Here is a 15382-nt window from a genome sequence, read left to right as displayed (position 1 = left end):
GCGGGGGAGATCGGTGCGGCGGTACGCTTCCTGCCATGCCGATCCGGACCCCGCCGACATTCGGGTCGTCGCGGGCATGAGGCGCGGAGAGATCTGGACCATCGGTGACCGCGCCGATCTGCGCTACCGCGTCCTCGTCCTCTCCGGCGACAGCTACAACGAGCGCGGCAACGCGCTGCCCTACTGCGCGCCGATCGTCCGGCAGCGGGGGGTCACCGAGTTGCCGCCGTACGCGGTCGCCCTCACCGAACAGGACCCGATCACCGGCGTGGTCGTCGTCAACCGCATGCGCCGCCTACCGGCCTCCACCGGCGCCGAACGAATCGGCATGGTGACCGGCGCGAGCATGGCCCGGCTCGCTGAGGCGATGCGGGAGCTTTTCGAGCTTTAACCCCTTTTATCCGGTACGGGGTGAAGCACCCAATTCCCAGCGGCACCCTCCCCTCCCAGCAGAATCTTCCGCGCTGGCTTGTCCGTGCTGGCTTGTCCGTGCTGGCTTGTCCGCGCTGGCTTGTCCGTGCTGGCTTGTCCGTGCTGGCTTGTCCGCGCTGGCTTGTCCGCGCTGGCTTGTCCGCGCTGGCTTGTCCGCGCTGGCTTGTCCGCGCTGGCCTGTCCGCGCTGGCTTGTCCGCGCTGGCCTGTCCGCGCTGGCTTGTTCGCGCTGGCCTGTCCGCGCTGGGCCTGGGCGCTTTCGCTGGTCGCACGGGTTGGACCGCTACGAATTCAGCTGGCTGGCCTGGCAGCGCGCTGAGTGCGTCATCTTTCCTACGTGATTACGTTGGCCACGCCGATTCAAGGTGCGCTGGCGGAACTTGATGAACAATAGTTTCTACGCTGTTGCAGTTTATCGTTGCGTCATCAATGACGCCTGTTCTTCATATTTCCTCTGCTCCGGAATTGGCATGATCGACTTCTTGGCCGGACTTACAGTTTTCCTCGCGGGCGTAGGAAAATATAGGCATGCGGCAGCAGCAGCTATTCTCCCCGAAGGCGATCGCCACGATGCGCGATCGAAGCAAACGGCGTAATCATTCGCCAGCTGCCGACCAATTCCGCCGCGACCATGAACGTCACCGCGAATGGGGCCTACACCAGCGCAACGCCCAACGTTTGCGCCGCGCCCAACTCCGATGCGGCCAGCCTGGCTCCGCGCCTGGCTCCGCGCCTGGCTCCGCGCCTGGCTCCGCGCCTGGCTCCGCGCCTGGCTCCGCGCCTGGCTCCGCGCCTGGCTCCGCGCCTGGCTCCGCGCCTGGCTCCGCGCCTGGCTCCGCGCCTGGCTCCGCGCCTGGCTCCGCGCCTGGCTCCGCGCCTGGCTCCGCGTCTGCGACTGTGTCGGTGTCCGCCTTCGTATCCGCGTTCGTGCTTCTGTCCCTGCCGGTGCCTGGCTCCGAGTCTGTGCTCGGCAGACCGGGAGCTGGCTCGCCTCGGCTTGCGGGCGCGCTTCCGCTTCCGCGGTTGCTGTGTTCGCTTCGGAATGTGTGGCTGCTATCTCTGCCGCGGGCGTCTCGGGTTTCGTGCTTGTGTGTCCTTGCGCCCGCGGTCGCTGGTGATGCTGTGATCGATCGGGGTTCCGCGGATGCCTCTGGACCTATGCGCGCTTCCGTCTGCGTGTCCGCTTTCGTGTCTACGTCTGACTTCGGCTTGGCGCATTTTTGGGTTTGCGTGCCTGGGCCAGCGCCTTTTCCCGGCTTGGCTGCAGTTTCCGGACCCGGGTCTGCTTTCTTCCGGATAGGACTGTCATCTCGCTTCTGCTTGCCTGCCTGGTTTCGGGCCGGCTCCGGATCCCGGCGCTGGCGGGTGGGCGGCCTGTGGGGGATTGGCTTCGCCTTTCCGGTTGGGCGGCGGGATCGCGGAACAGTGGGGTGGCGCGGAGGGGGCGATGTCCGGCGGGAGGCTGGGTCGTCTCCGCCCGGTGGGGCGACCTGTGTGGCGGGTCGGCGTGCCGCGGTCGCTCCAGGGGTGGTGGACCTGTATCGGCTGTACCCAACGGGGGATCTCCTGGCTTCTGGAATCGCGCTGGGCGGGCGGCGCGCTGTGGGGGCTGGTGGAGGAAGGCCATGCTGTGGCTGCTCTCGCTGGGCCGGTCGAGGCACTCGAGGTGGGGAGAGCCGAGCGGTCGGAGAAAGGGGCGGGTCGGGGATGCGGAGAGGGTCCACGTCTCGGTCGGGCCGTCGCGAAGAGACGTTCGGTGATGGAGCCGCCTGGGCAGGGGCCCGTGGTGACTGTGTGGTGTCGTCCGTGGGATCGCTGGCCGGGTATCGGGGCGTGGCGGCTTTGTGGGGCGATGAGTTCTTGCAGCGACGGCTTCAGCGGCGCGGCGGGCGGCCGGGGCGCGGCGGCGGCTGGCGGGGGCGAGAAGTGGCCGGGCTGCCTCAGGCGAGAGAGCTCGATGGAGCGCCCGCCGGAATGGCAGGGCCAAGAGGACGTGAGGAACGGGGACCGCAAGTCGGTGGGAGCGCTCGGCGCTGGAAGGGCCTGGGTTCGGTGGGAGCGGTCGGTACCGGAGGGTCCTGGGTGCGGCTGGGTTGGTGGGAAGTGGTGTGGCGGCTGGGCTTGAAGTGGTGGCGGTCGGCAGTGGGGATTGGCGGGCGGTCGGGTTCGAAGTGGTGGTTGCGGTGTTGCTGGGTTCGACGTGGTGGTTGCGGCGGCGGCTGGGGTTCGACGTGGTGGTTGCGGCGGTCGCTGGGGTTCGAGGTGGTGGTTGCGGTGGTTGCTGGGTTCGAGGTGGTGGTTGTGGCGGTCGTGTTGGGGCGCCGTGGGTGGGGGCTCGGTTGGGTTGGGTTGGGTGGAGCTGAATGGCTGGAGTGGAGCGGGAGGCTGGCGGGAGTTCGAGGGGATCGCGAGAGGCGGCGACCTGTTCGTAGTGCGCCGGCCGCCTCTGTGGCGCCGGGAGGAGTTGCCGACGGGGCGCGGTGGGCGGGTGAGGGGAAGGGTGCCGTGTGGAGGGTGGGTTGCCGGATGGGGGCGCTTCGTTCGTACCGGGGAAGGGTTTGAGTGGGGACCGGACCGGTCAGGGTGAGTGATCGGGGTGCCCGGACCGCGAAGCGGATGGATGGGGGCCGAACGTCGGACGCTCGTCCGGGTGACGTGTGCGACGGAGCGCCTGCCGGGGCTACCCGCCCGGATGATCGGGGGATGCCGAGGTGCCCTGTGCTGGCGTAAGCAGGAAACCCAGAGCGGGCGGGGAGGTCGCTGTGGGAGCGCGGGTGGTGAGCGATGTGCGGGTCCGGGTCGATGAGAATGGGGCGCCGTGGCTGGCGACCGTGCGCGGGGTTCTGGATTCGCTGCCGGGGATGGCGGCCTATCTGCTCGCCGAGATCGACGGGCACGGGCGGCTGATCGACCTGGTGTGGGCGGCGGCCAGCCCGGAGGCGATGACTCCGGACGGGCGGCTCGGGTCGCAGCTGATCGGCATGCCGGTGACCCGGACGGCGCCGGACGCGGTGGCCGAGAAGCGGTGGACGGTCTACCAGCGGGTGATGGAGACCGGGGAGCCGGCCGATCTCGGCGCGGTGCGGATCGGGGACGGTGAGTTCACGGTGCGGGCCCGGCGGCTCGGGCCGGGGATGCTGGTCAGCTGGGAGCGGCTGGACCGGCTGCACCGGTTCGGCGGCATGGAGCGGCTCGGCAACCTCGGCTGGGGCGAGTGGGACCTGGCCAGCGGGGAGATCTACTGGTCGCCGCAGCTGTACCGGATCTACGAGCGGGATCCGGCGCTCGGGCCGCTCGGCCGGGACGAGGCGGACAGCTTCGTGGTCGAGGACGACCGTCCGCTCCAGGCGGCCGCCCGGGTGGCGTTCGAGCGGGCCGAGCGGGTGGACGTGGTCACCCGGGTCCGGATCGGCGGGCGGATCAAGCATCTGCGGACGGTCGCCGACGCGGTGCGCGACGGTGCCGGGCATCCGTTGCGGATCTGCGGCATCGTTCAGGACGTCACCGAGCAGCAGACCAATGTGGAACGCCTGGCCGAGGTGGAGCGGACCCTCGCGGCCGAGCACGAGCTGGCCGCCCGGCTCCAGCGGATCATCCTGCCGATCCCGGCCGAGCCGATCGACCTGCCGGGGCTGCGGGTGGCGGTGCGCTACCTGCCGGCCGGACAGGAGACGCTGGTCGGCGGCGACTGGTACCACGCGGCGGCGCTGCGCGACGGGTCGGTGCTGCTCGCCGTCGGCGACGTCGCCGGGCACGGCACGCACGCGGCCACCACGATGGCCCAGCTGCGGCACGCGCTGCGCGCTCTCGCCGTGGTCACCAGCGATCCCGGTACGCTCCTGGAGCACCTGAACCGGCTGACCTGCGAGCTGGAGGCGGAGTCGCCGGAGCTGTCGGCGACCGCCGTGGTGGCCCGGTTCGATCCGGCGCGCGGCGAGCTGGTGTGGGCGCAGGCCGGGCACCCGCCGCCGCTGCTGAGCCGGGGCGGGCACACGGCCCCGCTGTCCCGGCCGCCCGGCCCGATGCTGGGCGTGGTCGACGACGCCCGGTACAGCGACGCCGTCCTCAGCTTCCACACCGGTGACGTGCTGCTGCTCTACACCGACGGGCTGGTCGAGCACCGGCGGCGCAGCCTGGACGTGGGCCTGGACGCGGTGATCACCTCGGTCGACGACGCGGTGCGGTCGGCCCCCGAGCAGCCGCTGGCCGAACTGCTGGCCCGGTTGCGCCGCGCCAACCCGGACGACGACACCTGCATCCTGGCGGCCCGGCCCCGTTAGGCATGATCGGGGCATGAGCCCGGTCGTTCTGGACGGTGGAGACCGCCGTTGTGTGCTGCTCCTGATCGAGCTGCGGAAGTTGACGACCACGCTGGCCGGCGGGGCGGTCGTCCACCTGATCGCCACCGATCCGGCCGCGCCCGTCGACCTGCCCGCCTGGTGCCACCTGACCGGCCACGAGTACCTGGGACCGGTCGACGGGCACGACCGTCCGGCGTACGGGGTCCGGGTGACCGCCGGCGCCACCGCGACCCGGGCCGACCGGCCGTGGCATAGATCGGACGTATAGGGCGGTTCGTGCCGGGTATCCGGCCGTAATGATCCGGTACGGGGACGAGGTGGCCTCGATCGCCCGGCCGTTGCGGGATCCGGGGGACCTGGAGATCCTCCTGGATCGTGCGGCCGCCGCGCGGGTCGTGATGATCGGCGAGGCCACCCACGGGACGCACGAGTTCTACGAGTGGCGGGCCGAGCTCACGAAACGGTTGATCGCCGAGTGCGGGTACTCCTTCGTCGCGGTGGAGGGGGACTGGCCGGACTGCGAGCGGGTGAACGCCGCGGTCCGCGACGACCGGGCCGACCCGAGGGACGCGCTGGTCCGCTACGACCGCTGGCCCACCTGGATGTGGGCCAACGAGGAGACCGTCGACTTCACCCGCTGGCTGCACGCCCGCAACACGCGGCGGCCGCCGGACGACCGGGTCGGCTTCCACGGGCTGGACGTCTACTCGCTGTGGGAGTCGATGCGCGAGATCCTCACCTGGCTGCGCGAGCACGATCCGGATCTGGTGCCGGCCGCGCTGGACGCGTACCGGTGCTTCGAGCCGTACAACGAGGATCCCAACGCGTACGGCTGGGCCACCCAGTTCGTGCCGGTCGCCTGCGAGGACCGGGTGGTGACGATGCTGACGGCGGTCCGCGACCGGGACTTCGGGTTGTGGCAGAACGCCGAGGTGGTGGCCGGGGCGGAGGGCTACTACCGGGCCATGGTGCGGGGCGGCCCGGAGGCGTGGAACATCCGCGACCGGCACATGGACCAGACCCTGGACCGGCTGCTGCGCCGGTACGGGCCCACGTCGAAGGCGGTGGTGTGGGCGCACAACACGCACGTCGGCGACGCCCGGGCCACCGATCAGTCCCAGTACGGCGAGATCAGCATCGGTCAGCTGGCGCGGGAACGGTACGGCGACGCCCAGGTGCTGCTGGTCGGTTTCGGCACCTACCGGGGAACGGTGGTGGCCGGACCGGGCTGGGGGCAGTCGATGGAGGTCATGGGTGTGCCCGGGGCGCGGCCCGGTTCGCTGGAGGAAGTCTTACACGCGGCCGCCCCGCCGTGCGGGCTGTTCGTCTTCCCCTCCGAGGGCCCGCGACCGGATCTGCTCACCACGGTCCTGCCGCACCGGGCGATCGGCGTGGTCTACCGGGCGGAGCGGGAGCGCTGGGCCAACTACGTGCCGACCGTGCTCGGCGAACGTTACGACGCGTTTCTGTGGTTCGGCGAGACGCGGGCCCTGCGGCCGCTGCACACTCTCCGGGTGGACGTGCACGAGCCGGAGACGTACCCCAGCGGTGTCTGATTAACACCATGAAGGACCGGTTAAATGGATCTTTTGAATCTCGGTGGCACATCATTCAGTTGACGTGTGCTGATGCCTGAAAGGGCACGGACATGTGCCCGTGAATGCTGATCCACGGTGGGGGAGAACGGTTTTAGGCTGTGGCCTCCATCGATCATCCATTTCGGATTCAGCAGGGAACGGGGTGCCATGAAGAAGATCTCCCGACTCATCCTCGCCGCGTTGATCGCCGCGTGCGGGGTGGTCGTCGCGACCGCCGGACCGGCGTACGCGGCAGTGCCGGGAACCGTGCTCAGCTCGTCAACCGCGAGTCTGCCGCCGAGTCTGTCCGCTCTCGCCACCGGCAAGCGGATCCAGTACGCCACCACCAACATCCACGGTGGGGTCATCACCGCGACCGGTCTGGTCCTCACTCCACGCACCAACAAGAAGAACCGGGTCGTGGCGTGGGGACACGGCACCACCGGGCTCGCCGACACCTGCGCCCCCTCCACCAACCAGGCGGTGTTCTGGGAGGAGGCCCGGATCGCCGTCGCCGAACTGCTCGAACGCGGCTGGACGGTCGCCGCGCCGGACTATCCCGGGCTCGGGACGGCGCAGCAGCACCCCTACCTGATCGGAGCCACTGCCGGCCGGTCGATCATCGACAACGTACGGGCGGCCCGCAACCTCGACTCCGCACTGTCCACCCAGTACGTCGTCGACGGCCACTCGCAGGGCGGCACCGGTTCACTGTTCGCCAGTCAGCTAGCCCCGTCCTACGACGGCAACCTGGTCCTCAAGGGCGCCGTGGCGATCGCCCCGCTCTCCAACGCACAGGAGATCATCCCGTACATCGCGGGCACCCCGGTCCAGGGCTACCTGGTGATGGCCCTGTACGGCGTGAACGCCGTCGAACCGAGCTTCAAACCCGCCAACGTCCTCGCCGCCCCCGCCGAGGCCCAGCTCGGCGTCCTCCAGACCGGCTGCCTGTACGAGATCATGGCCGCCTACGAGAACTTCACCGCCGAGCAGCTGGTCGAGGGCGGCGTCGTGCCGAACGCGGTGATCACCAAGATGGCCTCCTACGAGAACCCGCTCCAGACCGCGCCGAGCTCGCCGATCCTGCTCGTGCACGGCACCGACGACGAGGCCGTCCCCTACTTCCTCTCCGAGCTCCTGGCCGGACAGATCCAGGCGTACGGGGTCTCGCTCACCTTCGAGACGATCGACGGCGCCACCCACGACACCGCCGTGATCGAGTCCGCCGACCTGGTCGCGGACTGGATCGCCGCCCGGTTCGCCTGATCATTCACGGACGCGCCCGGCGGCTCAGCCCGCCGGGCGCACCGCACCGACCAGGCGCACCCCGGTGCTCATCGCCGGCGGATCCGGCAGCACCGGCGCGAGCGCGGCCAGCAACGCGGGACGGCGTTCGGCGGGGACCCGGCGCAGCACGGCCCGGCCGGCGTGCGAGTCCACCCAGGCGAGGAAGTGCTCCAGGTCGCGGAACTCACTGCGTACCGTCAGATCGCCGATCGTGACGCCATCGAAGCCGGCGGCGCCCACCGCGGACCGCAAGGTGTCCTCGCTGTCGAACATCGCCGGGAGTTTCGGCTGCTGAGGCGGCTCGTCGGTGTGCTCGCCGATCACCCGCATCGCCTCCCGGTAGCCCGGGTCGAACGCCGCGAAACAGCTGAACGCGAGCCGGCCGCCGGGACGCAGCAGCCGGCGGTACGCCCGCAGCGCGGCCTCCGGATCCGGCAGGAAGAACAGCACCAGACCGAGCGCCACCACATCGAACGAGCCGGCCGGGAAGTCCGGCGCCTGACCGTCGCCGACCGCCACGGTGACCTGCGGCAAGCCGGCCGCCGCGGCCCGGGTCAGCTCCACCATGGCCGGTGCCATGTCGATTCCGGTCACCGAACCGGACGGGCCGACCGCGGCGGCGGCCGGGAACAGCACCGCCCCGCGCCCGCAGCCCACGTCCAGCACCCGCTCACCGGCCCGGATCCCGGCGGCCTCGACCAGCGCCGACCCCATCGGCCCGACGAAATCCACCCCCACGCTGTCGTAGTCCGCCGCTGCCGCATCGAAGACGTCATATGGTTTCGTCACGAGAACCAGAATGCATATATCGGCCGCGGCTTGCTGCCCTGCCGGGCCACGTGCCTTTCCGGGTACGCGGAAATGCGCGCTATCGACTCGGTTCTCAACGCCCACGGCCTCTCGTCAGGGTGGGTGAACCGATTCGCCCGGCGGCGTGCACTACCTCCACGATCGGGCGGAGAGGGATGTTCCGTGCCGCCGGAGTGCCGTTGACTCGGCGCTGTCACCGCAGTTCAGCGACACCCGGATCGGAAACCCGCGTGACCCCTCTCCCCGGCGGCCAGTTCGCCATCATGACCGCTGCCCTGCTGTGGAGCACGATCGGGCTGGCCACCTCGTACCTGCCGGACGGCACCCCACCGGCGTCGGTCGGCGCGGCCCGGGTCCTCGGCGGCGGGCTCCTCCTGCTGACACTGTGCCGTGCCGGGCGGCTGCGCGCCGTGCTCACCCGCCGCCGTCCGGTCGCCGTCGCGGCCGTCGCGATGGCCTCCTACCAGGCCTGCTACTTCAGCGCGCTGGACCTGGCCGGCGTCACCGTCGGCAGCGTCGTGGCCATGACCAGCGTGCCCGTCTTCGCCGGTCTGCTCGCCGTCGTCCGGCGCCGGGGCGGTGTCACCGGCCGCTGGCTGCTCGCCACCACACTGGCGATCAGCGGCGTGGCGCTGCTGGCCCTCGCCCGCCCCGACGGCCGGCCGATGACCGCCGGGGTGCTGCTCGCCCTGGGTGCGGGCGTCAGCTACGCCGTCTTCACGGTCGGCAGCGCCACCGTCATCCAGCGCGGCGGCGACCCCGGCGTCACGATGGCCGTGGTCTTCCTGAGCGCGGGCCTCCTGCTCTCCCCGGCGCTGCTGCTCGACGCGCCCGGCTGGCTCGTCACCCCACACGGAGCGGCCGTGATCGGCTACCTGATCGTGGTCGCTTCGGCCGGCGCGTACCTGCTCTACGGCCGTGGCCTGCGAACCACGGCCCCGGCCACGGCCGGCACCCTGGCCCTGCTCGAACCGGCCTGCGCGGCGGTCATCGGCGTCCTGCTGCTGCGCGAGCCGATGTCCGCGCGGAGTGTCGTGGGCCTGGCCGTCCTCACCGCCGCCCTGCTTCTGCTCACCCTCCCGTCCGGCCGCCGCCGTAGTTCCGTCGCCGCGCCCGCGCCGGACCCGTCCGAATCACGGCCCCCGGTCGCCGATCCGCTCACCGTGCCCGTGTCCAATTCGCTCACCGTGCCCGCTTCCGGTCCGCTCACCGTGCCCGTTTCCGGTCAGATCGCCGTGCCCGTCCCAGGTCCGGCCGCCGTGCCCGTTTCCGGTCCGGTCAGCGTGCCGGTGTCCAATTCGCTCACCGTGCCCGTCCCCGAGCCGGTCACCGTGCCGGACACGGGCCCATTCGATGGCCGGAAGCCGATCTCCGGGTCGGTGCCGGGTCCGGCCGCGCGCCGTTTCCTGGAGCCGGGCGCCGAACTCGTGCCCATGGGCGATCTGTGTCTTCTCGGAGTCTGGGGGCCGAGCTCCGGATCCGCGCCGGTGCTGAATCCGGATTCCGTCGGTGCGGGGCCCGTGGCCGTGCTGGATCCGGGTTCGTTCGACTCCATCGGGACGGGTGCCGGACCCACGGCCGTGGTGGATCCGGGGCCGTTCGGGTCCCGGGGGTGGATCGTGCTGGACACGGAACGGTCGGCACTCGCCTGGGAGCCGCTCGCCGCGGTGGGGGCCGGTCCCGCATCGACATCCGGTCGCCGTCGACCGTGATCGTGGGGCCGTGCGGGTGCCCGGAACCATTTCCGGGCAGGTGCAGCTCCCGGGCAGGTGTGGCGTGGCGGCGACCTTCTCGGCGCGGTCCGGGTGCCAGCCGGAACTGCTTGGCTGGTTGTGGGGGCTGTATCGATTTGTGGGGCTGTATCGATCGCCCGGACCGAGTCGCCGGCGGCGAGCCCGACGGGGGTCTTCTCATACTCGGCCATCGACAGACAGCGGCCACCGACCGGCCCGGCCCAGTTACTGATCACACCGCCGGCCTGCCGGAACCAGGACTGGCCCGTGTTCGGGGCCACCCCCACCCCACCGCCACCTCGGCCGGCTGGGGCAGTTGATCGCTTCCCAGAACTCATGCCGCATCTCCAGCCCCAGATCTTGGACGTTTCGCCACCGCAGTGAGTCTCCTTCTTGGGCGTTCGCGGTTCTACGTCAAGCGCCCGGTCGGGCGAATCGTCGAATGGGGGCGCCGTCCGCCGCACTAGGCGAAAATGGGGCTTTCGCCGGGGAAAGGCGCCCGTTTCGCCCGCTTTGCCCGCTGCTGTTGTGCGATCTTGAACGATTTGCCACCCGAGGCGGTGGTAAATCGTTCAAGATCGCTCCGGGTGGCGCGTCCTGCTGGCGAGGGATTGCGGATTCGGCCGTAGGCAGCCAAGAAGAAGGCTGCAGTTGGTTGACAATCGTCCAAGATCGCGGTGAATCCGAAGGCGTGCGTTGCTCAGGACAGGCGGGGCTCACGCGCTGGGCACGATCTTGGACGTTTGACCGCCGGAAACGGTGGTCGCTGGGGATTGGCCGGGTGGGAGGGGCAAGGCGGCTCTGGGGTGGGTGGGTGACGGGGTGGGTGGGGTAAGGCCGGGACGGCAGCCCAGCCCGGCGCGGGCGGCACGGGCTGGAGTTGCAGGTGGTCGCCGGATCCGGCGGGACGGGGTGGTGCGGTCGAGGGCCGGCACGTGCGTACCGGAAATGGGCTTGAGAAGAGCGACGGGCGTCAGGTGGTGACGTGGTTGGGGGAGGGTGATGGGCGTCAGGCCGTGACGTGGTTGGGGGAGGGTGATGGGCGTCAGGCCGTGACGTGGTTGGGGGAGGTGACGGGCGTCAGGCCGTGACGTGGTCGGGGGAGGTGACGGGCGTGGGCGGTGACGTGGTTGGGGGAGTGATGGGCGTCAGGTGGTGACGTGGTTGGGGGAGGGTGATGGGCGTCAGGCCGTGACGTGGTCGGGGGAGGTGACGGGCGTGGGCGGTGACGTGGTTGGGGGAGTGATGGGCGTCAGGCGGTGACGTGGTTGGGGAGAGTTAGGGGCGTCAGGCGGGGACCCGGTTGGGGGACGGGTGCGGGGCGGCGGGCCGGGGGTTTGCGGTCAGGTGGCCGATCAGCAGGACCGCGACGCTCAGGGTGACCATGATCCACCAGGCCGCGTGGGTGGTGGGGCCGGCCGCGGAGGCGACCGCGCCGATGACGGCGACGCCGAGGGCGGTGCCCACCTGGCGGCTCGTGGAGGCGATGGCGGCGGCGACGCCGGCCCGGGAGCGGGGGAGGCCGGAGACCGCGGTGTTGGTGATCGGGGTGTTGACCATGCCGAAGCCGAAACCGAAGACGAGGTAGCCGGCGAGCAGCTGCCATCCGGGGGTGGTGGCGGTGGCCCAGGTCAGCGGGAGCAGGCCGAGGGCCATCGCGGTGCCGGCGATCCATAGGGGGAGACGGGTGCCGCGGCTGCCGACCAGGCGGCCGGAGAGGGGCGACGCGATGATCGTCATGACCGCCATGGGGAGGGTGTGGAAGCCGGCCTCCAGTGCCGAGAGGCCGCGGACCTCCTGGAGGTAGAGGGTGTTGAGGAAGAGGAAGCCGCCGAGGGTGGCGAAGGCGCAGATCGCGATGAGTACGGCGCCGCTGAATGCCGGGGTGCGGAAGAGGCCCAGTTCGATGAGGGGTTCGTCGCGGCGCGGCTCCCACCACAGGAGCGCGGCCAGCGCGGCCGCTCCCAGGATGAAGCAACCCAGGATCACCGGTGAGGTCCAGCCGCTGGTGGGGCCCTCGATGATGCCGAACGTGACGGAAGCCAGCAGGGTGAGCACCAGGACCTGGCCGACCGGGTCGAGGCGGCGCGGGTGCTCGGCGCGGGACTCCGGGATGAAACGCCGGGCCAGCAGGAGCGCGGCGATGCCGACCGGCACGTTGATTCATAAGACGGAGCGCCAGCCGAACGCGTGCACCAGGACGCCGCCGGCCAGCGGGCCGAGGGCCAGGCCGAAGCCGGTGACCGCGCCCCAGACGCCGATGGCGCGGGCGCGTTCGCGGGGTTCGGTGAAGGTGTTCGTGATGATCGACAGGGCTACCGGGTTGAGCATCGAGCCGCCCACCGCCTGGACCATCCGGAAGGCGATCAGCCAGCTCAGCGACGGGGCCGCGCTGCACAGCAGGGAACCGGTCGTGAACAGGACCAGGCCGGCCTGGAAGACGCGGCGGCGGCCGAAGCGGTCGCCGCACGATCCGCCCAGCACCAGCAGGCTGGCCAGCACCAGGGTGTACGCGTCGATGGTCCACTGCAGGCCGGAGACCGAGGAGCCGAGGTCGTCGCGGATCGCGGGAAGGGCGATGTTCACGATCGTGACGTCGAGGCTGATGATGAGCAGGCTCATGCAGCAGATGGCCATGATCAGGTAGCGGCGGGGCACCTGTCGGTTGTACCCGCCATCGGAAACCCGACCCGGGGGACATTGGTCACAGTTTTCTCGCGGGGCGGTATTGGGCAAGGTTGGCGCATGCATATCTGGCCGGGCAATCCGTACCCGCTGGGGGCCACCTACGACGGTGGCGGCACCAATTTCGCGCTCTTCTCCGAGGCGGCCACCCGGGTCGAGTTGTGCCTTTTCGGCGACGACGGCCGGGAGACCCGGATCGACCTGCCGGAACGCGAGGCGCTGGTCTGGCACGGATACCTGCCGCGGGTGGTGCCGGGGCAGCGGTACGGCTACCGGGTGCACGGTCCCTACGACCTGTCCCGGGGGCTGCGGTGCAATCCCGGCAAACTGCTGCTGGATCCGTACGCCAAGGCGATCGATGGGGACTATCGGTGGGATCCGGCGCTTTTCTCGTACAATTTTGGCGATATCGGCTCTTATAACGACCTGGATTCAGCGCCTTTTTCGCCCCGATCCGTCGTGATAAACCCGTATTTTGACTGGGGTAATGACCGGCCGCTCAAGATCCCGATGTGGGAGACGGTGATCTACGAGGCCCACGTCAAGGGTATGACGATCCAACATCCGAACATCCCGGACGACGTGCGCGGCACCTACTCCGGCCTGGCGCACCCGGTGATGATCAAGTACTTGAGGAGCCTCGGCGTCACCGCGGTCGAGCTCATGCCGGTGCACCAGTTCGTCCACGACAGCGGGCTGATCGAGCGGGGCCTGACCAACTACTGGGGCTACAACACCATCGGCTTCTTCGCGCCGCACAACGGCTACTCGTCGTTCGCCGGCGGGGGCGGGCAGGTGCAGGAGTTCAAGGCCATGGTCAAGGCGCTGCACCAGGCCGGCATCGAGGTGATCCTGGACGTCGTCTACAACCACACGGCCGAGGGCAACCACCTGGGCCCCACGCTGTCCTTCCGGGGCATCGACAACCCCGCCTACTACCGGCTCGTCGACCAGGACCGGCAGTACTACTACGACACCACCGGTACGGGGAACAGCCTCAACGTCCGCCACCACGAGTCGCTGCGACTGATCATGGACAGCCTGCGCTACTGGGTGACCGAGATGCACGTCGACGGCTTCCGGTTCGACCTGGCCGCCGCCCTGGCCCGGGAGTTCCACGAGGTGGACCGGCTGGCCGCGTTCTTCGACCTGGTCAACCAGGATCCGGTGGTGTCACAGGTCAAGCTGATCGCCGAGCCGTGGGACGTCGGCGACGGCGGCTACCAGGTCGGCGGCTTCCCACCCAACTGGACCGAGTGGAACGGCAAGTACCGCGACTCGGTCCGCGACTTCTGGCGTGGCGAACTGTCCAGCCTCGGCGAGTTCGGGTCCCGGTTCACCGGCAGCTCCGACCTCTACCAGGACGACGGCCGCCGCCCGATCGCCTCGATCAACTTCGTCACCGCACACGACGGGTTCACCCTGCACGATCTGGTGTCGTACAACGAGAAGCACAACGACGCCAACGGCGAGGGCAACCGGGACGGCGAGAGCCACAACCGGTCGTGGAACTGCGGCACCGAGGGCGAGACCGAGGACGCCGACGTCATCGTGCTGCGCGAGCGGCAGAAACGGAACCTCCTGGCCACCCTGCTGCTCAGCCAGGGCGTCCCGATGATCGCGCACGGTGACGAGCTCGGCCGCACCCAGCGCGGCAACAACAACGTCTACTGCCAGGACAACGAGATCTCCTGGGTGGACTGGGTGGAGGCGCGCAACGAGGACGTGCTCACCGGGTTCGTCCGGCGGCTGCTGAAACTACGGGCCGACCATCCGATCTTCCGGCGGCGGCGGTTCTTCACCGGCGACCCGGCCGGCGACTCGAAACTGCCCGACATCGCCTGGCTGCGCCGCGACGGCCAGGTCACGACCGAGGCGGACTGGAACACCCGCAGCGGCATGACCATGACCGTCTTCCTCAACGGGCGCGGCATCCCGGAGCGCGACGCCCTCGGCGAGGAGATCCGGGACGACTCGTTCCTGCTGCTGTTCAACCCGCTCGACGAGGACGTGGCGTTCACGCTGCCGGACCGTGACTACGGGCGGACGTGGGAGGTCTCGGCGAACACCGCCGACCCGCTGCTGGCCGCCAAGCGCAAGACCGCGCGGGCCGGCGGGCAGTTCACCGTGACCAGGCACAGCATGGTGGTGCTGCGCTGCCGTTACTGATCAGGTCTCGACTCGTACCACGCGATCTTCTCCCGGACCCGTCGCTGTTCCCGGCGCAGCTGCTCGATCCTCGCGTCGATCTCCTGATCGTGCTCGCGCAACAGTGCCGTCCGCTGCTCGGCGCCCTCGTCACCGATCCGCAGCAGTTCGGCGAAGCGCCGCAGCCGGCTGATCGGCATGCCCGAGTCGCGCAGGCAGCGCAGCAGCCCCAGCCGGGACAGGTCGTCGTCGGAGAAGATCCGGCGGCCGCTGGAGTTGCGCTGGATGCCGTGCAGCAGCCCGATCTTCTCGTAGTAGCGGATCGTGTCGATGCTGACGCCGAGCCGCTCGGCGGTCTCCCCAGGTGTGTAAGGCACGCCTGAGATTAACCGTTTCACCGCATTGGCAGC

Annotated in this window: 11 protein-coding genes; 7 read left to right on the top strand and 4 right to left on the bottom strand. The window is 70.1% G+C overall.

The genetic code is table 11. The features are described from left to right. Positions 1 to 76 precede the first annotated feature (76 nt). The 5 genes from BJ964_RS42450 (at position 77) to BJ964_RS42430 (ending at position 7575) form a co-directional block, all read left to right on the top strand. Positions 77 to 391 (top strand): type II toxin-antitoxin system PemK/MazF family toxin, encoded by a 315-nt coding sequence (locus BJ964_RS42450; RefSeq protein ID WP_188125930.1) that lies wholly within the window; start codon positions 77 to 79, stop codon positions 389 to 391. Positions 392 to 3208: 2817 nt separating this feature from the next. Continuing rightward, positions 3209 to 4711: a PP2C family protein-serine/threonine phosphatase gene (locus BJ964_RS42445; protein ID WP_229806736.1), complete on the top strand. Its 1503-nt coding sequence runs from the start codon at positions 3209 to 3211 to the stop codon at positions 4709 to 4711. Between the two features lie 13 nt (positions 4712 to 4724). Beyond that, positions 4725 to 5000 (top strand): sulfurtransferase TusA family protein, encoded by a 276-nt coding sequence (locus tag BJ964_RS42440; protein WP_188125929.1) that lies wholly within the window; start codon positions 4725 to 4727, stop codon positions 4998 to 5000. Positions 5001 to 5028: 28 nt separating this feature from the next. Beyond that, positions 5029 to 6288 (top strand): erythromycin esterase family protein, encoded by a 1260-nt coding sequence (locus tag BJ964_RS42435; RefSeq protein ID WP_188125928.1) that lies wholly within the window; start codon positions 5029 to 5031, stop codon positions 6286 to 6288. Positions 6289 to 6477: 189 nt separating this feature from the next. Further along, positions 6478 to 7575 carry an alpha/beta fold hydrolase gene (locus tag BJ964_RS42430; protein WP_188125927.1) on the top strand — a complete coding sequence of 366 codons (1098 nt, stop codon included), beginning with the start codon at positions 6478 to 6480 and terminating at the stop codon, positions 7573 to 7575. Between the two features lie 24 nt (positions 7576 to 7599). Here BJ964_RS42430 and BJ964_RS42425 read toward each other — a convergent pair whose 3' ends face one another. Next, entirely contained in the window at positions 7600 to 8385 is a 786-nt protein-coding gene (locus BJ964_RS42425; RefSeq protein ID WP_229806735.1) for a class I SAM-dependent methyltransferase, read from the bottom strand. A gap of 251 nt (positions 8386 to 8636) precedes the next feature. Between BJ964_RS42425 and BJ964_RS42420 the strand changes: the two genes are divergently transcribed. After that, on the top strand, positions 8637 to 10118 hold the full coding sequence (locus BJ964_RS42420; RefSeq protein ID WP_188125926.1) for an EamA family transporter: 1482 nt from the start codon (positions 8637 to 8639) through the stop codon (positions 10116 to 10118). Between the two features lie 1308 nt (positions 10119 to 11426). Here BJ964_RS42420 and BJ964_RS48795 read toward each other — a convergent pair. Both BJ964_RS48795 and BJ964_RS48790 read right to left on the bottom strand, forming a co-directional pair. Continuing rightward, a complete protein-coding gene (locus BJ964_RS48795; RefSeq protein WP_229806734.1) occupies positions 11427 to 12296 on the bottom strand; it encodes an MFS transporter in 870 nt (289 codons plus the stop codon). A gap of 6 nt (positions 12297 to 12302) precedes the next feature. Beyond that, entirely contained in the window at positions 12303 to 12797 is a 495-nt protein-coding gene (locus BJ964_RS48790) for an MFS transporter (RefSeq protein ID WP_229806733.1), read from the bottom strand. Between the two features lie 87 nt (positions 12798 to 12884). Here BJ964_RS48790 and glgX point away from each other — a divergent pair, with 87 nt between their 5' ends. Next, a complete protein-coding gene (glgX, locus tag BJ964_RS42410; protein WP_188125925.1) occupies positions 12885 to 14993 on the top strand; it encodes a glycogen debranching protein GlgX in 2109 nt (702 codons plus the stop codon). On the opposite strand, the gene BJ964_RS42405 is transcribed toward glgX, so the two are convergent. Next, positions 14987 to 15349, bottom strand: a complete 363-nt coding sequence (locus tag BJ964_RS42405) for a MerR family transcriptional regulator (protein WP_188125924.1) — start codon at positions 15347 to 15349, stop codon at positions 14987 to 14989. The genes glgX and BJ964_RS42405 overlap by 7 nt on opposite strands. Positions 15350 to 15382: the final 33 nt, after the last annotated feature.

Origin of the sequence: Actinoplanes lobatus (assembly GCF_014205215.1) — a bacterium.
In the GTDB taxonomy this organism is placed as follows: Bacteria; Actinomycetota; Actinomycetes; order Mycobacteriales; family Micromonosporaceae; genus Actinoplanes; species Actinoplanes lobatus.
This window is presented reverse-complemented; position numbering and strand designations above follow the sequence as displayed.